This is a genomic window from Vibrio sp. 1S139 (assembly GCF_041439475.1).
Lineage (GTDB): Bacteria > Pseudomonadota > Gammaproteobacteria > Enterobacterales > Vibrionaceae > Vibrio > Vibrio crassostreae_C.
The window spans coordinates 47,374-69,284 of record NZ_JBGOOD010000022.1 but is presented as its reverse complement, the minus strand read 5'-3'; the positions used below and the strand labels follow the sequence as shown (position 1 = coordinate 69,284).

Sequence of the window (21,911 nt, the reverse complement as noted above, 5' to 3'; positions counted from 1 at the left end):
TTCTGTAAGGAGATAATCGTCATCGGCTTCACTATTGATGTAGGTAGTTTGTTTGACGACGATTATCTGATCATAAATGAAGCCTTTTTTCTATCTAAATAAACAAGTTAGCTCTTAAGATCCTGTCTATGTGGGGCGGTAAGCTTGTTCAAGCATGGAGCACTTTCCCTGCTCAAATGTGGGACGATATTCCGTTGTCTGATAAGACGCACGCTTCCCTCAACCATGGCTCAGAAGAAGAGCTACCTTGGAACTTGGAGCAAACACTATTGCCTTTGTCTCAAGATAAGCCAGCAGAACACGTTCATCATGTGGAAGAGGCGACGGAACCTCATGATCACTCTAAGATGGGTGAAGATCACTCTCAACATGTGTTGTCAGCAAGCAACTTCGACATTGATGACGTTACTGAAAAAGCATACTCACTTGGCTTTACACGATACAAGGTGAATTTCCCGCGTTCAGAAACGGGTGTTTACACGGTCACAACCAACACTATGGGCGGTGACATCATTGATCCAACGCAGGACCGTACTACGCACCTCGACCAATACTCAGGTCGTATTCTGGGTGAGGTGACATGGCAAGATTATAACTTCATTGCCAAAACGTTAGCGGTAGGTATTTCATTGCATCAAGGTGACATCAGCATCATTAACAAGCTTCTAAATGCTTTGTTTTGTTTGGCGTTCATTGTTGTGTCCGTGACTGGCGGTGTGATGTGGTGGATACGTAGACCTTCAGGTCAAAGAAAGCTTGGCACGCCACCGAAGTTTGGCGATGCAGGGCTTTGGAAGACAGGTTTAGTGATCGTGATAGTTATTTCAGTACTGTTTCCACTGGCGGGAGCGACGATCGTGACAGCAATGCTGCTGGATTGGTTACTATTTTCACGCGTTGAGAAATTCAAGACGGCATTGAGTTAATTGATATACAAACTGACCTCCTTTTTGAGGAGGTCAGTTTCATTATTCAGATGACATGCTCTGTTTATTAAGAAGACGTTAGACTTGTACAGCTCTATATTTGATAAAGCTCTAGATTTCATAAAGCTCTAACGGAAGCCCGTCAGGATCGGCAAAAAAAGTAAATGCTTTACCTGTAAATTCATCAATTCGGATCTGTTCGACTTCGATTCTTTGTTCTTCCAAATAGCTTTTGATTTGTTGAACGTCATCAACACAAAAAGCTAAGTGTCTTAGCCCTTGAGCTTCAGGAAAGCTAGGCCTTTCTGGCGCGTTAGGGAAGCTGAATAGTTCTATTTGAGCACCATTAGGTAGCGCTAAATCAAGTTTGTACGACTGGCGAGCCTCACGATAGTTTTCGGCAATTATCTCAAGTTTCAAAATCTCAGTGTAAAAGTGTTTCGACGCGTCGTAGTTTGAACAGATTATGGCCGCGTGGTGTATTCCTTTCAGCATCAGTTTATTTCTCCTGCCAACTTGTCACCTAAGTGCTTCATGGCGTAATCAATGAATACACGCAGTCGTGCGGGCATATACTTGGTTTGAGCAAATTGCATCGCGATAGCACCATGGTAGTTACTCTTGATGGTCCAATCTTCCAACACTTGTACCACGGAGCCTTCAGCCAACGCATCTTGAATCACGAAGTCATGGAAAATACCGACGCCTAGACCTTCTTTCACACCTTTCAGTCGCATCTGCGAGTGGTTAACTGCGTAACGTCCACTGACGGGTACTGTGTGAAATTCATCATCTTTAAGAAAATCCCAAATGTGATCTTTGTCTGTCTCTGCAAGATACAAACAGTCGTGTTCAGACAGCTCGGTAGGGTGGTGAGGAATCCCCTTGGCATCTAAATAGTCAGGGCTTGCACACAACACGAGGTTTGTTTTTCCTAACTCTTTCAATACTAAGCTTTCGTCGGGCTTATCAGTCAGGCGGAAAGCAATGTCGATGCCTTGACGTAAAATATCGATGTCGCCGTCAGCCGCTCTCAATTTAAGTTGGATTTCTGGATACTGATTTAAGAATGGAACAACGAAAGGCTGCAATACCGAATTCAAGAAGGCTTCAGGCGCCGCTACCGTTATCGAGCCTGCAGGTTCGGTATGGTCGGAGGTAGACAGTTCAACGGCTTGTTGCGCTGCGTTGATCATCACCACACTCTGATCATAAACCAATTGACCCGCTTGCGTAATGATAAGGGTACGAGTGGTACGCTCAAACAGTTTCACCGATAGCGCTTTTTCCAAGCGGGTGATGAGCTTACTCAAGGCTGATGGTGTCACGCCTAACTGTTTTGCTGCAGCCGTAAAACTACCTTCGTTAACCACCAAAATGAACGAGGCGAGATCCGGAAGCAGGGCGATGAGTTTTGGGTTAATCATAAGTATCCAGTTAAGCTAGTTTCAACGATGAACTTAATGGTCATTGTGAGCGATTTACTTTGATTTGTGAATCAATTGCATTAATTGATTGACGTGATTGCTCTGATAGGTTGTTGTGTTTGAAGCTCATCTGTATAGCGGCGTTGCTGCTGCGCATTCTGAGATGAAAAATTGAGATTTGATATGAAAGCGAAATTAGACGGAAATTATAGCTAATTTGGCGTTTAAAAAAGCAGGTGAAGGGCGTTAATGTGCCCTATGTCACTGGGATGAACTATTATTAGTGCCTGTGATTCATTAATGTTTTTCCAACTAAAGGGATAATCGGAACGGGGATGTTCAACTAGAATATAGGCATAAGTTTTACAGTGTAAATGATCGTGTTGAGATCGTTTACATCCCTACATAAAGCGGCGCGCGATGCTGCTAAATTATAACTAGGAAGGAATGAGACAATGTCTTCTGCATTTTACCAACAGATTCAAACTCAAATCGAAGAAGTTAAAGAAGAAGGTCTTTACAAGTCTGAGCGCATTATTACTTCTGCACAAAAAGCAGCGGTTTCTATCTCGACTGGTGAAGAAGTACTAAACTTCTGTGCAAACAACTACTTAGGTCTTGCTAACCACCCAGCTCTTATCGAAGCAGCTAAAGATGGTATGGATCAGCACGGTTTTGGTATGGCTTCAGTACGTTTCATCTGTGGTACTCAAGATTCTCACAAAGAACTAGAGCAAAAGCTTTCTACGTTCCTAGGTAAAGAAGACACTATCCTTTACACATCTTGTTTTGATGCAAACGCTGGTTTGTTCGAAACAATTCTAGGTAAAGAAGACGCAATCATCTCTGACGCACTAAACCACGCATCTATCATCGATGGCGTTCGTCTGTGTAAAGCAATGCGTTTCCGTTACTCGAACAACAACATGGAAGAGCTAGAGCAGCAACTTATCGCTGCTAAAGAAGCTGGCGCTCGTCACACACTAATCGTAACTGACGGTGTGTTCTCAATGGACGGCGTAGTGGCTAACCTTCCTGCTATCTGTGACCTTGCAGACAAGTACGATGCACTAGTAATGGTTGATGACTCTCACGCAGTGGGCTTCATGGGCGAAAACGGAGCGGGTACTCACGAGTTCCACAACGTTGTAGACCGTATCGATATCATCACTGGTACTCTTGGTAAAGCAATGGGTGGCGCTTCAGGCGGTTACACTTCTGGTAAGAAAGAAGTGATCGACTGGCTACGTCAGCGTTCTCGTCCATACCTATTCTCTAACTCTGTTGCTCCTGCAATCGTATCTGCGTCTATCCGCGTTCTAGATCTTCTTGCGGAATCTGGCGACCTACGTACTCAACTATGGGAAAACTCTGCTCACTTCCGTACTCGCATGGAAGAAGCTGGCTTCACTATGGGCGGTGCAGACCACGCAATCATCCCAATCATGCTGGGTGATGCAAAAGTTGCGGCTGAATTCGCAGAGCGCGCACTAGAGAAAGGCATTTACGTGGTAGGTTTCTCTTTCCCAGTAGTACCAAAAGGCGCAGCTCGTATCCGTACGCAAATGTCTGCTGCGCACTCTCGTGAGCAACTGGATCGCGCAATTGATGCGTTCATCCAAGTTGGTAAAGACATGGCTATCATCTAATTTTAAAGGGGTGCCTTTGCATCCTTTGATTAGATAGAACAACACCCAATAGAACATATAGATTTTTGATTCTCGCCTTACAGTTAGGCGGGATGAACTGGATAACATTATGAAAATTAAAGCACTTTCTAAGCTTAAGCCTGAAGAAGGCATTTGGATGACCGAGGTTGAAAAACCTGAAATGGGTCATAATGATCTTCTAATCCGTATTAAGAAAACTGCAATTTGTGGTACAGACGTACATATCTACAACTGGGATGAGTGGTCACAAAACACAATTCCAGTACCTATGGTGGTAGGTCACGAATACGTGGGTGAAGTTGTTGGCATCGGCCAAGAAGTTCGTGGTTTTGAAATCGGCGACCGTGTATCTGGTGAAGGTCACATCACATGTGGTCACTGTCGTAACTGTCGTGGCGGCCGTACTCACCTTTGTCGTAACACAACAGGTGTTGGTGTTAACCGCACTGGTGCGTTCTCTGAGTTCCTTGTGATTCCTGCGTTCAACGCATTTAAGATCCCTGCAGAAATCTCTGACGATCTAGCTTCAATCTTTGACCCGTTTGGTAACGCAGTACACACAGCACTTTCTTTCGACCTAGTTGGCGAAGACGTGCTAATTACTGGTGCTGGCCCAATCGGTATCATGGCTGCAGCTGTTGCTAAGCACGTTGGTGCTCGTCACGTTGTAATCACTGATGTAAACGAGTACCGCCTAGATCTTGCTAAGAAAATGGGTGTGACTCGCGCAGTAAACGTGATGGAAGAGAAGCTTGAAGACGTAATGTCTGATCTTGGCATGACAGAAGGCTTCGATGTAGGCCTAGAAATGTCTGGTAACCCATCTGCGTTCAATAGCATGCTGACTAACATGAACCACGGCGGTAAGATCTCTCTACTAGGTATTCCACCATCAGACATGGCAGTAGACTGGAACCAAGTCATCTTTAAAGGCTTGGTTATCAAAGGTATCTACGGTCGTGAGATGTTCGAAACTTGGTACAAGATGGCTTCACTAATCCAATCAGGCCTAGATCTAACACCAATCATTACTCACCACTACAAAGTGGACGACTTCCAGAAAGGCTTCGACATGATGCGCTCTGGTATGTCAGGTAAAGTAATTCTTGATTGGGAATAAGCTTTAGCTGAGTAACAAGATATTAGAAAGGCGACAGTTTTTACTGTCGCCTTTTTTACATCTCGGAACTCAAGAAAATGGGCGATATGATCAAGGTTCAGTTGCCCATTTTTTACAGCAATGAGTTGTTAACCCAATGCAGCAGCCTGCATGATTAGGCCACAGATGTAAGCGCCGTATGTACCGAGTGCGTAACCAAGTACAGCCATTAGAATACCTACTGGAGCTAATGCTGGGTGGAACGCTGCCGCTACGATAGGAGCCGATGCAGCACCGCCGACGTTAGCTTGGCTACCTACTGCCATGAAGAACAGTGGTGCACGGATTAGCTTTGCCATCACAATCATGATAATCGCGTGGATGGTTAACCAAGTGATACCGATGAAGAAGTAGCCTGGGTTATCCAAGATAGCTGTGATATCCATCTGCATACCAATAGTGGCAACTAGGATGTAGATGAATGCAGAGCCCACTTTAGATGCGCCACTGTGCTCAAGGCTGCGTGTTGATTTGAAGCATGAAGCAATGAGTGCAAACGTAGTCACCATTACGATTAACCAGAAGAATCCAGAAGTCAGGCTGTATTGCGCCAGTTCAGGAGCATTAGTTGAGATCCATGGTGCAATCATGTCACTGAATAAGTGTGCTAAGCCCGTAAGGCCAAACGCAATCGCAGTGATCTTCATTAGATCCGTTGTCGTCGTCGGACGCGCGTTTTCTTCTTGGTACTTAGATACGGTTTCTTTTAGGTCTTCGATAGATGAAGTATCGGCTTTTAACCATGCATCAATCTTCTTCTGACGACCTGCCATGATAAGCAATATTGCCATCCAAATATTGGCACAGATTACGTCCACAGTAATCATCGCAGAGAACAACTGATCGTCAACTTCAAATACTTCTTTCATTGCAGCTTGGTTTGCACCGCCGCCGATCCAAGAACCAGCCACCGTTGTTAGACCACGCCATACATCACCCGATACAAGGCCAGGATTTATTTGGTCGATGATCAAGATAGCCAATGGGCCGCCAATGATAATACCGACAGTACCGGTTAGGAACATGATGACGGCTTTTGAACCTAGTCCAAAGATCTTGCGCAGATCTGCAGAGATGATCAGTAGAACGAGTGCACTCGGAAGTAAGTAACGGCTTGCAACAAAGTACAGTTTAGAATTCGAAGCATCGATTATGCCGAAGCTGTTTAATAAAGAGGGAACAAAGTAACAAAGCAATAGACCCGGAACGAACGAGTAGAATTTTTTCAGTGCGCTATTTTGGCTACTTTCCGTGATAAAAACACCGCCAAGAATAACAGCTAACATGCCCATTATTACAGCATCATTAGTAATCATTATTATATCTCCTTTAAGGTGAGCGCAGAGGTCTCACTTTTTGAATTGCAGGACTATACCGACAACCGCCATTCGTTACAAATTGTAACGCTAGACATACATTTGAAATGTTTGTGTTAATTTTGATGGTTTGAATTTGTGAATGTCGTGCGTTAATTATTTGATTGGTGAATGAATCTGTTAGGGCTTTTGCGGCGTATTTCGATATATGCAATGTAATTCAAGCCTTAGAGAGTGGTCGCTAAGAATTGGGTGGGTGCTTGAATGGTAGGAATGAGTGCATATATAGCCATGTTTATGGTGTGGTTTATGCAGGGGTGGAAATGTTTCAATAATGTAAAAATTGAATCCACTTTTTCTATGTGGTCAGAAATTAAAAATCTTAGCTAGATCACACAAATCTCTCGGATTACGAGTGTCAGCACCTGATACTTATGCTCATTTGAGGTTTTGTCGGGGTTAAATGAAAGAAAAAGCGGCTTAAATAGCCGCTTTTGATGCTTGAATAGCATGGTTATCTAGAGCTGTAGTCTAGATTCTGCTTAAGACTCTTCTTCCTCAAAGCCATCTGCATAACCTTTCGGTGGAGGTGTCCAACCACGTTCAGAACGAGAGTGTTTGTCTGAACGGTCTTTTTTCATATCTTCTTTCATTGCTTCTTCAAGGTGAATGAAGATTTGTCGGTAGTTGTTGTCGTAGCGTGGGTTCTCTTCCGCTTCAGACCAAGCTTGGTAAAGCTTTTCAGACTTACGGCTCTCAACGCGTTGATAAGTCGATTTTTGCTGCTCGACGAAGAATGGGTGATGACCCAAAGAACGCAAGGCTTCAGCGCCCATTTCAAGAGCAGAATGGTAGGTCTCTGATTCAACAAAGTCTGCCCCCGCTTCTCTTAGGCGATAACTATGACCACGGTCAAATGCACGCGCCAAGATTTTAACTTTTGGATACGTGTGTTTTACGTACTTCACTAATTCGACGCTAGAATCTTGATTATCGATAGCAACAACAAGCATCGCGGCTTCTTCGATACCCGCGGTATGCAACAAGTCGTGACGAGTAGCATCACCAAAGTAAGATTTAATATTGATGGAGCGTAATAAGTCCACTTGGTTTGCTTGATGATCCAATACTACGGTATTGACGTCATTTGATACCAACAAGCGGTTTACGATCTGACCAAATCGGCCGATGCCTGCAATGATAACGGTACCTTTCTCTTCTATTTTGTCTTCTTCTCGATCGTTCGATTTTTGCTCGTAACGGGGCAGAATGACTTTATCAAACAGAATGAACAGACCAGGAGTTAAGAACATAGAGAGGGCAACAACCAGTGATAGTGTTTGAACAATATCCGCAGGTAATACATGGTTCTGTGCTGAGAAGCTGAGTAGTACAAAACCAAATTCCCCCGCTTGAGCCAAGCTCAATGTAAATAGCCAGCGGTCGCTGTTTTTGATTCTGAAGATTAAAGCCAGTGTAAACAACACCAAGGCTTTCAGCGCCATCACGCCAAGAGTTAAGCCAATGATGAGTGCGAAATCGTTAAATAGAACGCCAAAGTTGATACCTGCGCCTACCGTGATAAAGAACAATCCAAGCAATAACCCTTTAAACGGGTCGATGTTAGATTCCAGTTCGTGCCTGAACTCACTGTTGGCAAGTACCACACCTGCTAAGAAAGTACCTAGGGCAGGCGACAAACCAACAAGGCTCATTAGCGCGGCAATACCAATCACCAACATCAGTGCAGTTGCAGTGAAGATCTCGCGTAAGCCAGAGCTCGCAACAAAACGAAACAGTGGCCGACTTAGATAATGTCCACCGACGACCACAATCGCAATTGAAGCCGTAATAACAAGTCCGTATGCCCAACTTGGCAAACCTGCAACTAAACTGAGTTCATCATGGTGTGCAGCGGTTTGGGCGGCACTTTCTGCCAAAGCAACCAATTCAGGAAGAGCCAACAAAGGGATGAACGCCAGCATTGGGATAACGGCAATATCTTGGAACAAAAGTACCGAGAAAGCGTTTTTACCGCCTTCCGTTTTAGACAGGCCTTTCTCATTGAACGTTTGTAGAACAATGGCTGTCGATGAAAGCGCAAAGATCAAACCGATAGTTAAAGCAATCGTCCAAGGTTGACCAAAGAACTGTGCAATACCCATTACAATCGCGGTAGTACCACCAACTTGCAGGCCACCCAGCCCCATAAGTCGGTTCCTCATTGCCCAAAGCATCTTAGGTTCAAGCTCAAGGCCGACTAAGAACAGCATCATAACCACACCGAACTCGGCAAAGTGTTGGATCGTTTTGGTCTCTTCACCTACCAGACCAATGATTGGGCCAATCACAACACCAGCAATGAGGTAACCCAATACAGAACCAAGACCAAGCCTTTTGGCGATAGGGACCGCGATGACTGCGGCAAGCAAATAGATAAATGCTTGTAGAAAATATCCTGTCATGATTTAACCTCTGCTCATCAGTTCATCAACGTAGTGGTTGAGTTTTTCTGCTTTGCTGGCTTTCTTGATATTGATCTTGCCAGCAACTAACGCCTCTAACAGCACTTTATAGCTATCGACATGCTCTTGAATGCGGTTTTCTTCCAAAGCGGTACGCGAGCCAAATAACGCAAAGGGCGCGAGATAGTTCATCCCGCACAGAGAAGCGGTTTGTTCGATTGGGTGAAGCAGTTCTCGAATCGTGAAATGGTTGTAACCATCACTTTGGTAGGCATCTTTTTTACCTCCTGCAGTAATGCTACATAACAATTTCTTACCCTGTAGTTCATTGCCTTCGGCGCCGTAGGCGAAGCCGTATTCAAGAACAAGGTCTTGCCACTCTTTAAGAATTGCCGGTGTTGAGTACCAATACAAAGGGAACTGAAAAATGATGATGTCATGGTCTAACAGGCGTTTCTGTTCACGGTCGATGTTGATTTTAAATGTCGGATACTCGGCATAGAGATCGACACAGGTAACACCGTCAACGCGTTTGGCTTGTTCAAATAAGGGTTTGTTTGCTTCAGAACGATGTTGAGAAGGGTGAGCGAATAGCACCAAGACTCGATTTTTCGACATATAGCCCTCTTTGTCCATTAACGAATAATATTTATTGGAATTATAGATATACAATAATTGAAGAATGGTTGAACAACAACGAATTAGCCCATACTTATCTATCTAGATGCGTGTGTTTTTAGGTACTTAATTATATAAAACATCCGTCAATTTGAGTATTTCTGGCACAAGCCGCCGATGACTGAGTAAAACTAATTATTCACGAATAGTAAAAGCGAATATGGGCATTTTATGTCACCGTTGGTGAGTAACGTAAATAATCCAATAACCCTACATAGAACGATAATGAATAAAGGAAAAACTATGAGCATGGACTTGCGTCAACAATGTGATTTGTTGCTTTCCGGTCACCTAGAACCGACTCCAGCACAAACATTCGCTCAGATGGCTGAATGGTGTGAGACACACAATGTGAGCCATGATAGCTACGGCGATGGTGAGTTTATCGAGAGCTTCGAAAACAAAGTCGCGGAACTGCTAGGTTATGAAGCGGCTGTATTTGTGATTACTGGCACCATGAATCAACCAACAGCATTAGAAATTGCGTGCCAAGAGAAAAGAAACCCAGTAGTGGCGATGCATGAATCGAGTCATATTATGCGTCATGAACGCCAAGGGTATCAGCTCCAAAACCGATTCAACGTACTTCCCGTTGGCAACGTATTTCGCACTTGGAATGTTGATGACTTAAAGGCGTGGCCTGATGAGATTGCAGCCGCTCTATATGAATTACCCATGCGTGAAATCGGCGGCCAATTACCAGAATGGGATGAGCTTGAAGCGATCAAGCAGTACTGCAAAGAACAATCAATTCACCTTCATATGGATGGTGCGCGTTTGTGGGAATGCGGCGCCTATTACCAAAAGTCATACAGCGAGATTGCTCAGGGCTTCGATAGTGCTTATGTTTCGCTGTACAAAGGTCTCAATGGCCTTGGTGGTTCGTTATTGTTGGGCGATAAAGCCTTTGTAGCGAAAGCATCTGCGTGGATGAAGCGCCAAGGTGGCAATGTTTATCACCGAACGCCTTATGTGGTTTCAGCAGCAATGCAGTTTGATGAGCGATTAGAGTTGATGCCATCACTGTTTGAGCGAACAAAACAGATCTACCAAATCTTATTAGACTATCCTCAGTTCACTGTTAATCCGCAGCAACCGCAGGTCAACATGCTTCACCTATATTTACCTGTGAGCTATGAAGACGGCATTATTGTGAGAGATAACATAGCGAAGAAACACAAGATTTGGATAGGAAACCCAGCGATCAGTGAGTTGCCAAACCAATGTAAGATTGAATGGTATGTAGGGGATAACCTACTAAATTTGCCTGATCATGAGCTGATAGACATTCTAGATTTTATTAGCGAAGAGCTGATTTGATTAACTAAGGGTTAATTTGATTGCGGAAGAGTTGAGTTGATTACAGAAGAACGGACTGCAGAAGAGCGGAGCTAATGGAAATGGATACAAGAAATCGGTCCGGTATCCATTTATGCAGCTAGGATGACAGGCTCTGTTACATATACTGGTTGATGTACACATCAACTAAGAACATGAACACTGGAACCGTGCTGAGAAGTCCGAAGAAGACGATTGGCACCCAGTTTTTGATTTTCTTTTTAGGTTGCTCAGTGTTATTCATAAATTCGGCCTTAAATTCGTTGTTGAGTCTGTTTAGCTTTTTGGTACTAAAAATCTAAGTGCATGGTATCAAATAAATGGGTTTAGCCCTAAGTGGATTTAGAGAATCGTGGCGTGAATCAATCACATAAAATGTAAGTGATTCATAAACGGTTCATAAAGGTTCAACAATAATGAACCTATTAGAACAAGCATTGCCTTACTCGGCATATCAAATAAACAGCATTTAAAGATTTGGAGAATACAGAATGAAAACAATAGGAAACATCATTTGGTTTCTGTTCGGTGGCGTATTTATGGGACTAGCTTGGTGGTTCTTCGGACTGCTCGCATTCCTAACCATCGTTGGTATTCCATGGGGTAGAGCGTGTTTCGTTATGGGTAACTTCTCATTCTTCCCATTTGGTCAGGAAGCGATTTCGCGTGACGAGCTAACCAATGAAATGGACATCGGCACGAGCCCGCTAGGTGTGATTGGTAACGTTATTTGGTTCTTATTTGCGGGGATCTGGCTTGCGATTGGTCACATCATGTCAGCTGTGGCGTGTTTCATTACCATCATTGGTATTCCGTTCGCGATTCAGCACCTTAAGCTCGCGGTTATCTCATTGGCGCCAATCGGTAAAACCGTTGTCGACAAGCGTGAAGCAGAAGCGGCACGAGTAAGAAACTACAAGGGTTAAGACTACAGTTTAAGCCTTATATAGAACTGAAAAAGCACATCACATGATGTGCTTTTTTGTGCCTCGTTTTCTATCTAACGATGCCCCAATCTCACAAACACTCACTAGACATTGTTGAACAAGACTTCAAGCCTAAGGGTGATGTTGGCTTCTTCGGTGTGTTTCTCGTAAGGCTCTCGTTCCCACTGGTAACGCGGGGTGACCTCGTAAAACAGCCATTCCTTCCATACATTTTCTCTATACGTTACCGACACTTGCGAATATTCGTTGTGGTTATACGGTTCGCTGGTCGCGGTTATCGTGGCGCTGTATTACAGAGCTTGGTCTTGAGAAAGGTAATGGTACAAGGTAATGCCCGTACCATACTCCCAGCCTTTGAGGTCATCGTTATAGCCAGCAAAGTTAGACCAACGCGCTAAGAAATCGTCACTCAAAGAGAGGTCAAAATCGATATCAGTGATCTCTCCCGTCTCTTTCTTCTCTTGATACACACGTTGGGTTAGCCGGAATACTGCATCTGTGGTGAGCGGGTAGGTAAAACGATAGCGAGCCTCTATTCTTGGGCGTAATGTCGCTTTGATATTGAAACTACTGTAACCCTTGGTATAGGCGTCATAACGAAGGCCAAGTGCATTTTCTAACTCTTCAGAATCTTGTGGGAAGAAGTCTAAGAATTCTTCATCGCCAACAGACTCGTAGATTAGCTTAAGCCTTTTGCTGACAAAGGGTAAATGCAGGCGTGCGTTGAGCTTGGTGGAATAATCCACGTCACCGCCCTCAGAATAGATGAAATCATTATACCAACGTACAGAGGTTCCGGCTCTGGCGTCCTCGGTAATACGGTCATCCACAAAGAAGTTATCGAACCATATTGCGGGCTGACAAAACTTGCTGTTTAGGTAGTGGTAAGCTTTTTCGACGCGCGTGTCTTCTAACGGTTGGCTGTAGCACTCACTTTGTTCCTCTGCCTGAACTGAGTATGAAATGATTGACGCCAATAATGAGGTGCTAGCTATCCTACGACTCAATGGAACCTGTTTGTCATTCTATGTATCAATAGTTTGACTATAACTAAGCAGTTATGACAATGCGACTTTTAAAGAGATTTATCTTAATCAGTGGCTATTCAAAACAGAGACTTGAATAACATATGGCAGGTAAAGAAAACGGGCTCAGTAGGTGAGCCCGTTTGTCGATAAGTTTATAAGTGACTTAATGGCAGATTACATTGCCGCTTCGAAAATCGCAGAGATTTCTTCGTGGGTCGCTTGTTTAGGATTAGTAAAACCACATGCGTCTTTCAGTGCGTTGTCAGACAGAGTAGGGATATCTTCTAGCTTCGCACCAAGTTGCGCGATACCTGTTGGGATGTTCACGTCATTTGCTAGTTGAACAATTGCTTCGATCGCAGCTTCTGCACCTTGCTCTGGTGACATACCTTCAACGTTAACGCCCATTGCTTTTGCAACATCACGTAGACGCTCAGGACAAACTTGCGCGTTGTAGCGTTGAACGTGTGGTAGCAAGATAGCATTACACACACCGTGTGGAAGATCGTAGAAGCCGCCTAGCTGATGCGCCATCGCATGAACATAACCTAGTGACGCGTTGTTGAACGCCATACCCGCCATGAACTGTGCGTAAGCCATTTGCTCACGAGCTTCAATGTCTTCGCCGTGCGTAACCGCTGTTCTTAGGTGTGCTTGCACAAGCTCGATTGCTTTGATTGCTACAGCGTCGGTAATTGGCGTTGCTGCGATTGAAACGTAAGCTTCGATTGCGTGCGTTAACGCATCCATACCAGTTGCAGCAGTTAATGATGCAGGTTTAGCAAGCATCAACTCAGGATCGTTTACTGAGATAAGCGGTGTTGTGTGCTTATCAACGATAGCCATCTTAATGTGACGAGCTTCGTCAGTAATGATGCAGAAACGAGTCATCTCAGATGCCGTACCAGCCGTGGTGTTGATAGCGATCAATGGCATCATTGGCTTTTCAGATTGGTCTACGCCTTCGTAATCTGCAATCTTGCCGCCGTTAGAAGCAACCAGAGCGATACCTTTTGCACAGTCGTGTGGAGAACCGCCACCTAGAGAAACAACAAAATCACAATCGTTGTCAGTCAGCAATTCTAGACCATCGTTCACGTTAGTGATGGTTGGGTTTGGTTGAGTGCCGTCGAATACAACTGCGTCTACGCCACGCTGGCTAAGAAGGTCTTGTACCTGCTTAACTACGCCAATTTGATTCAGGATCTTATCAGTAACGATCAGACCTTTTTTAAAGCCTTGAGACTGAATGCTATCAGCAGCATCCTTCAGACAGCCAGTACCCATGAAGTTGATTGTAGGGATGTAAAATGCAGTAGACATTGGAAAACTCCGTTAATTATTATTTTTAATTTCCTACATGTTGTCGGCATTCAAGTGGTCGACCATTGATCTGGAACAACTTTGATTCCGAACTACCACTTTGTGGCTAGTCGTTGTGATAGGGCTCATATAGCAATCGTTTTCATGGTTTTTGGCTGTGTTCTTTGTCAGTAGTGATTAGCGATAAATTGGCTCCACCAAGAGCAGAATGGTGCTCTATAACAATGAAAATTAAGGTTTTTCATTGAAAGCTGTTTTGGTTAGGCTGGTGTCGACGTTTTATCGGAGTCATCACTGCACTCAATTTGAGGATCTTGCGACTCTTCAGACTCAAGGGTGTCTTCTGGCTCCTCGTCATAGTATTTGACAAGAAATGGGGTGAGCATGACAGATGACGGTAAGAAGTGCTTCATAATACCTCCCGGTACTTAAATGTATTTCTTGTATGGTATTGGTTTAATATGTGGCAAAATTTGCGATACATCATGACTTGCTGCTTGTTTTCTATAAATTATTAGATTTATATACAGGCTCACAGATTTACGAGTAAAGTGATTGCCAGCCTACAAGGCGAAGAGAAAAATTAAGCAAAACTACGATAAAAACAAACACAGCACTGCTCAACAACGCGAATAACAGGACAGAAAATGAAGTACGATTGGATATTCTTTGATGCGGATGAAACCTTGTTCCACTTTGATGCTTTTCAAGGAATGAAGCTGATGTTCTCCCGTTTTGGTGTGGACTTTAGTGAACAGGATTATTCGGTTTACCAAGAGGTTAATTTACCACTTTGGGTAGATTATCAAGATGGCCGCATTACGGCAGCTCAACTGAAGCACGCGCGTTTTGAAAGCTGGGCAACAAAGTTAGAGACAACAACAGCAGAACTAAACAGTGCATTTTTGACCGCAATGGCGGATATCTGTTCTTTATTACCAGGTGCACAAGAGTTGGTGGAGTCTTTAAAAGGCAAGGTGAACATGGGCATCATCACTAACGGTTTTACAGAGCTGCAGTCAATCCGTTTAGAGCGCACAGGAATGACGGATTACTTTGAGCACGTGATCATTTCTGAAGAAGTTGGGGTAGCCAAACCGGATGCCGAGATTTTTGAATATGCGCATAAGCTGGTTGGATTGCCATCTAAGCAAAGAATATTGATGGTCGGGGATAACCCACATTCCGATATTCTAGGTGGACTCGATTTTGGCATCGAAACGTGTTGGTTAAACAGCCAAGAAAAGGCAGCGCCAGCCGGAATTAACCCTCATTATCAGGTTAAGTCTCTGGCTGACCTGCAAGCTCTTTTACTAGCATAATTGCTAATTGCTAATTGCTTTTAGATTTTTGAGTGAATGATTGATAGCCGAGTACAGTTATGTGCTCGGCTACTTATTTTTACTTACTGCAACTTATCGATAGTGGCGTTTAAGCCTATCTTTGCTTTAAGCTCGCTTTGATTACCCAATGACAATAAAGAAAAGGAAGAGGTGTGTTTAAATCTCATCGCCATAGCTGCTACGGCATTGCTGCCATTCTACTTTGGAGCTGCTTAATCGCGCTGTCTCGAAGCGTATCTGAACAACTGGGCCCAATCGGTGGTGCGGCCAGCCTTTACACGGTGAGTGCGCTGTTGTTGATCTGTGTTATGGGTCTACCAAAGCTGTCACGCTTTTCTAAGTCTTATTTGCTGATTGGCGGCACCTTGTTCGTTTGTTATGAGATCTTCTTGGCTCTGGCTTTAGGAATGGCAAACAATAGACATCAAGCCTTGGAAATGGCTGTCATCAACTACTTATGGCCAGCACTGACGGTGTTATTTGCGGTGCTGCTGAGCGACAAGAAAATTAACTGGTTGGTTTACCCAAGTATCTTCTTGGCCTTCTTTGGCGTCGCTTGGAGCATCAGCGGCGATCAGGGGCTTTCTGTTGAACAAATCGCTGCCAATGTTGCTACTAACCCAAAAACTTATTCAATGGCGTTTTTCGGCGCGATTATTTGGGCGGTTTACTGTAATTACACTCAGAAAGTGGCGAAAGGGCAGAATGCGATTGTGTTGTTCTTTATCGCAACGGCAATCACCTTGTGGATCAAATACGCATTGAGTAACGAAACCGGCATGGTGATGACAACCAGTGCTGCGATTGACTTAGTGTTGGCAGGCGTGTGTATGGGCGCAGGTTACGCGCTTTGGAATACAGCGATACTTGGCGGCAATATGGTCTTCTTGGCGACCATGTCGTATTTCACGCCTATTTTTGCGACCTTACTGTCTTCTATTATTTTGGGTTTGTCATTGAGCATGACGTTTTGGCAGGGCGTTTGTATGGTAACGATTGGCTCTTTAGCTTGCTGGTGGGTAACCAGAGACAAAAAGCCGACGGTTACTGCGTCGGCTTCTAAAAAGGTTCAATCAGAGTCTTAGTCAGCGAGAGGTTGATTGGTTAGCTCTTGGTTCTTAACTCTCGACTCTTAACTCGCGATATTGAGATTCAATTGAAGCTCATAAGGCATCTTCGATAAGCGTCGCTTAAGTTGGCGGCGCGTACGTTCAATATCATCGACCGCAATCGCTTGTTGGTCGTTGGTATGAATATCAACATTGATTCGTAATTCTGGACCAACCTTAGTCACACCCATCAGCTCCAAATCTTGCTCCGCTTCTTTGTCTACCGCGACAACGTTCTTATCTACCGCATCACAAATATCTTTGTTTGCCGACATCATAAGCAGTTCGCGCATCGCCTCACGTAACATGTCGAAAGGCACTTTGATGAAGTAGAAAGACATTAGCAACATCATCATTGGGTCGGCATACACTGCGTATTCTGCAAGCGGAGAAAAAGTAATTAACCAAGCCGCTACGAAACCCGCTGTTACCGCTACACTCAGTAGCGTATCCATCTGCCACTGCTTAGATTCAGCCTGAATCAGACCTGAAGAAATACGTTTGCTCTTATTCGCGATGTACCACCAAGCGTAACCACAACCCAACACGTTGAAAATACCAAACAGAGTTGCAATAGAAGCATCAACTTCACGACCACCCGTCATTAGGGCACCAATCGCAGAGTAAAGTGAATAACCAACCACAAGCAGAATCACAACGGCTTTAATCGCAATCACAATCGGCTCGATGATAGCTCGACCGAACGGGAACTCTCTATCTGAAGGGCGGTTAATGTATTTTGAAGCAGCTAGTGACAATAAAGTTAACAGTAAGCTGATAAGAGAATAGACACCGTCAAATACTATGACCAGAGAGCCAACGAGAAGACCCAACACCAATCCGCCAATTGCGAAACCTGATGCTAAAAGGGCTGAGAACAATAGTACTCGATTTTCGTTTTGGCTTTTCCTGTCACACATAATATTTTCCAGATGTTTTTGATAACTTCATTGTTCTAATAATGAGCTAACTTTACAAACTTTATCTGATGATGTTTATATGTCTTATTTAATTCGAACATATAAATCAATAAAATTCAGTGACTTAAGAACAGGGTGTGGTGTCAATAAAGTTGACGTTGAGTGTTTTTTGGTGATGGTGTGCAACTGAAATAGGATCGTTTATGATTAATAAAACACATTAGTCGCTAAGGTCTTATTGGTCTTCTAGATTTGACTGCGACTGCGATGGACAAGGAGTGAATCAATATGAAGTTTGACGATATCAGTGATAATGAGTTGTGGGCGATTGCTAACCCGATCATGGATAATCTGATGGATGGTTCAACTAAGGTTGATCATGAACAGCACTGTCGAGATTTTACTCAAAGGATGAAAGACATTGTTACGCCAGAATATTTAGAAAAGGTGTGTCACCATTATCAGCACAGTAATGGCTTTTTTGCTGAGCGTGAGCAAGTTGCTTTATTTAGACGTTCAGACTCCATCGCCTTTGTGTGGAAACAAGCTTACACCATCGCCAAAGGTGAGTTTGTCGCTGAAATGGTATTGGTTGAAGAAGACGGACGCTATTTAGTGGATCACGTGATGGTCTTTTAGGAGTAGTGCTGTTTGTGGTTTTTCCCTTTGTTATCGACGATAAGCAATAAGCGCGAGCTAGAAATCAAACAAATAATCACTAAGCTGGTCGGCCAACCAATTCATTCCTGGGTGCTCTGCCATGCCAGCCGCGGTAAACATACAGTAGTCTTCTTGTGTTAAACCGTAGGTGTGTTTGATCACGGCAAGCTCTTGTTCACGCAGTAAATGGCGAATCAATGGCTCAGGCATTACGCCCCATGCTTCTTCACGTAGAATCGTATCCAACATAAAGTCGAAGCTAGAGAAGCCAATGTAACGACGCGAGAAGGGCTCAAGCTCAGGATTATCCTTTTCATTAAGATAAACCATGGTTGCTTGCATCGAATTTCTCAGTACTTCATCAGACACTCGTCGCATCGCACTCAAATCATGTCCTTTCTTACATACAGACATCATTCGAATCTTACCAAGCGGGTTGTAGATAATTCTTGGGTCATCGACGCGTTCGTAATCGACACCAAATGCGAAGTCGACTTGCTGAGTTTCAACTAGGTTAGCTAAGTCACCGCTCGATGCGAGAACGAAGTTGAATGAGGTAGAAGGGTACTTGTTATTTAAGGCGTGAGATAAGTCCTGCCACATTTCATCGGGTAGGGAGTCATCTCGTGCTATCCAAATTTCTGCGTTGAATTCGCCCGAAACATGCAAGCAGGTTTGTTTAATACGCGCGGCTGTCACCAACATGCCTTCGCAATCTTTGTAAATCGCTTTACCCGCTTCTGAAAGCTCAACGTGGTTTCCGCTGCGGACGAACAGCTCGACATCTAACTCTTTTTCCAAGGCTTTAATCGACATGCTGAGTTTGGTTCGGTTGCATTCTAACTGGCGTGCAGCTTCAGAAACTGATCCTAAATCAGCAACGGAACAAAAGGCTTGGACTTGAGAAAGGTTCATTTCATTTCCATATTGAGCGGGGGTTGGTGCATATTATCTGAATATTGTGCTGACTATCTTAGAAATAGTCCATCTTTGCATGATAACTCTATGACGAATTGACTAATTTGGTTTACTCTGGGGAAGTTCCGAACCTACAAGAAGTAAAGATGGAGGCCATGATGGCGAAACAATGGGACGAATACGCCGTTGATTGGGATAAAGATCCCGCAACCGCAGTATTCGCACAATCCGTATTTGACCAGTTAACACAGCTCGTTGATTTAAACGGAACCCGTGTCCTTGATTTTGGTTGTGGTACAGGACTACTCAGCCAGAAAATATCTCCTTTAGCAAAAGAGATCATCGCACTTGATATCTCTGAAGGGATGATTGAAGAGTTAGATAAGAAAGAGTTACCTAACGTTGAACCGGTAGTTGATATTTTATCGCGCGGACTTGCAGCGCAGCATCCAGCATTCAGAAACCAGTTTGACCTAGTGGTAGCCTCTTCGGTGTGTGGTTTTATCCCGAACCTACAAGACACAGTCAGTCTGATTTACACGCTGCTTGAAAACGACGGTACGTTTGTACACTGGGATTGGTACTTGGAAAGCGACAGTGAAGACTACGGTGTAAGCCAACAGCGCTCAGAAAATGTATTGAGTGCAGCGGGCTTTGCAGTAGTTGAAGTCTCTACACCGTTCTCGATTGACACTCCACAAGGAGAGTTAAAGGTATTAATGGGTGTTGGACGTAAACAAGCGCTTCCAGATCTGTAATCGTGTGTATGCCTTGAGCTAGCATTCAGAATGCTCATTTAAACTACTAAACCCACATTAACGACTCTAACGTCAGTTATGTGGGTTTTCTCTTTTTGGCGCTATCGTTTTAAACAGAACGAATTAGCGCTTTCTCATTTCTTCACTACTAACTCTGGTTTCTCTATTTCTCTATTTCTCTATTTCTCTGTTTCTCATCTCGCTCATAGAAAACTCAACACCGCTAATTTACAAATTATTTATTTCCATTTTGGAAATGTAGTCTTGCATACATTTCATTGGTGGAAATATAACGGTGAGATATAAAATAAGCCCATAACAACACTAAGGGTTTAATCATGAGCCACCAATCTGCGTCATCTACTTCTTCACCACTTTCAGAGCAACAACAACGCTTTAGCAATATCATTTCAGATGCCAACCTGTCACCAAAACAGAAGTCGAGCTATCTTGCCTTAGAAGCTGAAGCCAGCTTACCGTATATGCCGGTAAGCAAAGAAGTAGAGCAAGCCTTACAACAAGGTGTGCTGTGTGACATGTTTGAAGGGCACGCCCCATTTAAGCCGCGCTATGTACTTCCAGATTATTCTAAATACTTACATCAAGGCTCAGAGTATTTAGAGCTTAGCGCGGCAACCAACTTCGATGAAGCATTGAACATGCTTACCATCCTTTACCACCATGTTCCGTCTGTCACTTCAATTCCGGTTTACCTAGGTCAGTTGGATGATGTGTTGATGCCTTTCGTGGGCGACTTAACAGAAGAGCAGGTATACCAAAAGATTAAGCTGTTCTGGATCATGTTGGATCGCACACTGCCAGACGCCTTTATGCATGTGAATATCGGCCCGACAGACAACATTATCTGCCGTACGATTTTACGTGTAGACGCTGAATTGAAGCAGATCGCGCCAAACTTAACCTTTATGTACGACCCAGCCTTGACACCTGATGATCTACTTCGTCATGCGGCGAGCAACATCTGTGAATGCAGTAAACCACATATTGCAAACTATCCAGCGCATGCCGAGGCTTACGGTGACAAGCGTTTTGGTATTGTGAGCTGCTATAACTCTTTGCCTTTAGCGGGCGGTTCAAACACCTTGGTGCGTATGAACCTAAAGCAAGTGGCGTTGAAGTCTGAGGACAGTGCTGATTTCTTACAACAAGTATTGCCGAATTACAGTGGCATCATGGTTGAATTGATGAACGCTCGTAGCCGCTTCTTGCATGAAGAGTCTAATTTTTTTGACGGCTTCCTGACCAAAGAAGGTTTGATCGAAGAGGATCGCTTTGCGCCAATGTTTGGTATTTACGGCATGGCGGAAGCAGTCAACATCTTGTTGGAGAAAGAAGGTCAAGCAGGGCGTTATGGTCACGATGAACTGGCGAATCAGCTTGGTCATCGTATCTCTGAAAAGCTGGCTGAGATCGTTGAACGCTCTGAAGTGAAATATGGATTAGAAGGTAAAGCTCTGCTGCATGCTCAAGGCGGTATTAGCTTAGATGAAGATGTGACGCCGGGTGTCCGTATTCCTTATGGTACCGAACCGGATCCTGTCTCTTACGTTCGTGCAACCGCGGGTCACCATAAGTTCTACACCTCGGGCATCAGTGACATTCTGACCATCGACGAAACAGTGAAATCTAACCCTGAAGCGATGTTTAACCTGTGTAAAGGCGCGATTCAAGCGGGTTACCGAGAGTTCACGGCTAACGTTGCATCAAATGATTTGGTTCGTGTCACGGGTTACATGATTAAGCTATCTGACATTGCCAAATATGACGAGCAAGGCTCACGCACCAATACCACCTTTTTAGGTGCCGAAGCTGCGAAGAACACGGGCATATTAGAGCGTAAACCACGCGTGGCGAGTTTAGAGATGTCGCCGACATACGAATAGCTTTAACGTGTGTTATGCGTTT

At 44.0% G+C, this 21,911-nt stretch carries 19 protein-coding genes and 2 pseudogenes; 10 read left to right on the top strand and 11 right to left on the bottom strand.

Annotated elements, in window-relative coordinates:
* Positions 1–131: 131 nt before the first annotated feature.
* Positions 132–926: pseudogene (locus ACED46_RS09780) on the top strand (PepSY-associated TM helix domain-containing protein); the annotation flags it as partial.
* Between the two features lie 111 nt (positions 927–1,037).
* Here ACED46_RS09780 and ACED46_RS09775 read toward each other — a convergent pair.
* Positions 1,038–1,421: a VOC family protein gene (locus ACED46_RS09775; protein WP_017069423.1), complete on the bottom strand. Its 384-nt coding sequence runs from the start codon at positions 1,419–1,421 to the stop codon at positions 1,038–1,040.
* On the bottom strand, positions 1,421–2,353 hold the full coding sequence (locus ACED46_RS09770; RefSeq protein ID WP_065584581.1) for a LysR family transcriptional regulator: 933 nt from the start codon (positions 2,351–2,353) through the stop codon (positions 1,421–1,423). The genes ACED46_RS09775 and ACED46_RS09770 overlap by 1 nt, the downstream gene beginning before the upstream one ends.
* A 455-nt stretch (positions 2,354–2,808) precedes the next feature.
* Here ACED46_RS09770 and ACED46_RS09765 point away from each other — a divergent pair, with 455 nt between their 5' ends.
* Together ACED46_RS09765 and tdh are read left to right on the top strand one after the other, a co-directional pair.
* Positions 2,809–4,002 carry a glycine C-acetyltransferase gene (locus ACED46_RS09765; protein ID WP_371721358.1) on the top strand — a complete coding sequence of 398 codons (1,194 nt, stop codon included), beginning with the start codon at positions 2,809–2,811 and terminating at the stop codon, positions 4,000–4,002.
* Between the two features lie 109 nt (positions 4,003–4,111).
* On the top strand, positions 4,112–5,143 hold the full coding sequence (gene tdh / locus ACED46_RS09760) for an L-threonine 3-dehydrogenase (protein ID WP_017059546.1): 1,032 nt from the start codon (positions 4,112–4,114) through the stop codon (positions 5,141–5,143).
* 128 nt (positions 5,144–5,271) lie between these two features.
* Here tdh and ACED46_RS09755 read toward each other — a convergent pair whose 3' ends face one another.
* The 3 genes from ACED46_RS09755 to ACED46_RS09745 all read right to left on the bottom strand — a co-directional run bounded on the left by ACED46_RS09755 (position 5,272) and on the right by ACED46_RS09745 (position 9,581).
* Positions 5,272–6,498, bottom strand: a complete 1,227-nt coding sequence (locus ACED46_RS09755) for a DUF819 domain-containing protein (protein ID WP_371721357.1) — start codon at positions 6,496–6,498, stop codon at positions 5,272–5,274.
* A gap of 542 nt (positions 6,499–7,040) precedes the next feature.
* A complete protein-coding gene (locus ACED46_RS09750) occupies positions 7,041–8,963 on the bottom strand; it encodes a monovalent cation:proton antiporter-2 (CPA2) family protein (protein WP_371721356.1) in 1,923 nt (640 codons plus the stop codon).
* 3 nt (positions 8,964–8,966) lie between these two features.
* Positions 8,967–9,581, bottom strand: coding sequence for an NAD(P)H-dependent oxidoreductase (locus ACED46_RS09745; protein WP_371721355.1), 615 nt, complete (start codon positions 9,579–9,581; stop codon positions 8,967–8,969).
* Between the two features lie 303 nt (positions 9,582–9,884).
* Between ACED46_RS09745 and ACED46_RS09740 the strand changes: the two genes are divergently transcribed.
* Positions 9,885–10,961: a low specificity L-threonine aldolase gene (locus ACED46_RS09740; RefSeq protein ID WP_017071139.1), complete on the top strand. Its 1,077-nt coding sequence runs from the start codon at positions 9,885–9,887 to the stop codon at positions 10,959–10,961.
* Between the two features lie 136 nt (positions 10,962–11,097).
* Here ACED46_RS09740 and ACED46_RS09735 read toward each other — a convergent pair whose 3' ends face one another.
* Complete coding sequence (locus tag ACED46_RS09735) at positions 11,098–11,223, bottom strand: hypothetical protein (protein ID WP_017075772.1); 126 nt, start codon at positions 11,221–11,223, stop codon at positions 11,098–11,100.
* 247 nt (positions 11,224–11,470) lie between these two features.
* On the opposite strand from ACED46_RS09735, the gene ACED46_RS09730 reads away from it, so the two are divergent.
* Positions 11,471–11,905 (top strand): YccF domain-containing protein, encoded by a 435-nt coding sequence (locus ACED46_RS09730; RefSeq protein WP_004730224.1) that lies wholly within the window; start codon positions 11,471–11,473, stop codon positions 11,903–11,905.
* 104 nt (positions 11,906–12,009) lie between these two features.
* On the opposite strand, the pseudogene ACED46_RS09725 reads toward ACED46_RS09730, so the two are convergent.
* The 3 genes and pseudogenes from ACED46_RS09725 to ACED46_RS09715 form a co-directional block, all read right to left on the bottom strand.
* Positions 12,010–12,933: pseudogene (locus ACED46_RS09725) on the bottom strand (hypothetical protein).
* A gap of 195 nt (positions 12,934–13,128) precedes the next feature.
* Positions 13,129–14,277 carry an L-threonine dehydrogenase gene (gene yiaY / locus ACED46_RS09720; protein WP_017066575.1) on the bottom strand — a complete coding sequence of 383 codons (1,149 nt, stop codon included), beginning with the start codon at positions 14,275–14,277 and terminating at the stop codon, positions 13,129–13,131.
* A gap of 260 nt (positions 14,278–14,537) precedes the next feature.
* Positions 14,538–14,690: a hypothetical protein gene (locus ACED46_RS09715; protein ID WP_017066574.1), complete on the bottom strand. Its 153-nt coding sequence runs from the start codon at positions 14,688–14,690 to the stop codon at positions 14,538–14,540.
* Between the two features lie 234 nt (positions 14,691–14,924).
* On the opposite strand from ACED46_RS09715, the gene yjjG reads away from it, so the two are divergent.
* Both yjjG and yddG read left to right on the top strand, forming a co-directional pair.
* A complete protein-coding gene (gene yjjG / locus ACED46_RS09710) occupies positions 14,925–15,599 on the top strand; it encodes a pyrimidine 5'-nucleotidase (RefSeq protein ID WP_017066573.1) in 675 nt (224 codons plus the stop codon).
* Positions 15,600–15,772: 173 nt separating this feature from the next.
* Positions 15,773–16,705: an aromatic amino acid DMT transporter YddG gene (gene yddG / locus ACED46_RS09705; protein WP_371721354.1), complete on the top strand. Its 933-nt coding sequence runs from the start codon at positions 15,773–15,775 to the stop codon at positions 16,703–16,705.
* 47 nt (positions 16,706–16,752) lie between these two features.
* On the opposite strand, the gene ACED46_RS09700 is transcribed toward yddG, so the two are convergent.
* Complete coding sequence (locus tag ACED46_RS09700; protein ID WP_017060900.1) at positions 16,753–17,649, bottom strand: cation diffusion facilitator family transporter; 897 nt, start codon at positions 17,647–17,649, stop codon at positions 16,753–16,755.
* 288 nt (positions 17,650–17,937) lie between these two features.
* Between ACED46_RS09700 and ACED46_RS09695 the strand changes: the two genes are divergently transcribed.
* A complete protein-coding gene (locus tag ACED46_RS09695) occupies positions 17,938–18,288 on the top strand; it encodes a hypothetical protein (RefSeq protein ID WP_017060899.1) in 351 nt (116 codons plus the stop codon).
* A gap of 57 nt (positions 18,289–18,345) precedes the next feature.
* On the opposite strand, the gene ACED46_RS09690 is transcribed toward ACED46_RS09695, so the two are convergent.
* Positions 18,346–19,224, bottom strand: coding sequence for a LysR family transcriptional regulator (locus ACED46_RS09690; RefSeq protein WP_016797108.1), 879 nt, complete (start codon positions 19,222–19,224; stop codon positions 18,346–18,348).
* A gap of 161 nt (positions 19,225–19,385) precedes the next feature.
* Between ACED46_RS09690 and ACED46_RS09685 the strand changes: the two genes are divergently transcribed.
* Positions 19,386–19,985 (top strand): class I SAM-dependent methyltransferase, encoded by a 600-nt coding sequence (locus ACED46_RS09685; protein WP_017064785.1) that lies wholly within the window; start codon positions 19,386–19,388, stop codon positions 19,983–19,985.
* Between the two features lie 338 nt (positions 19,986–20,323).
* A complete protein-coding gene (locus tag ACED46_RS09680; protein ID WP_371721353.1) occupies positions 20,324–21,889 on the top strand; it encodes a YjjI family glycine radical enzyme in 1,566 nt (521 codons plus the stop codon).
* Positions 21,890–21,911: the final 22 nt, after the last annotated feature.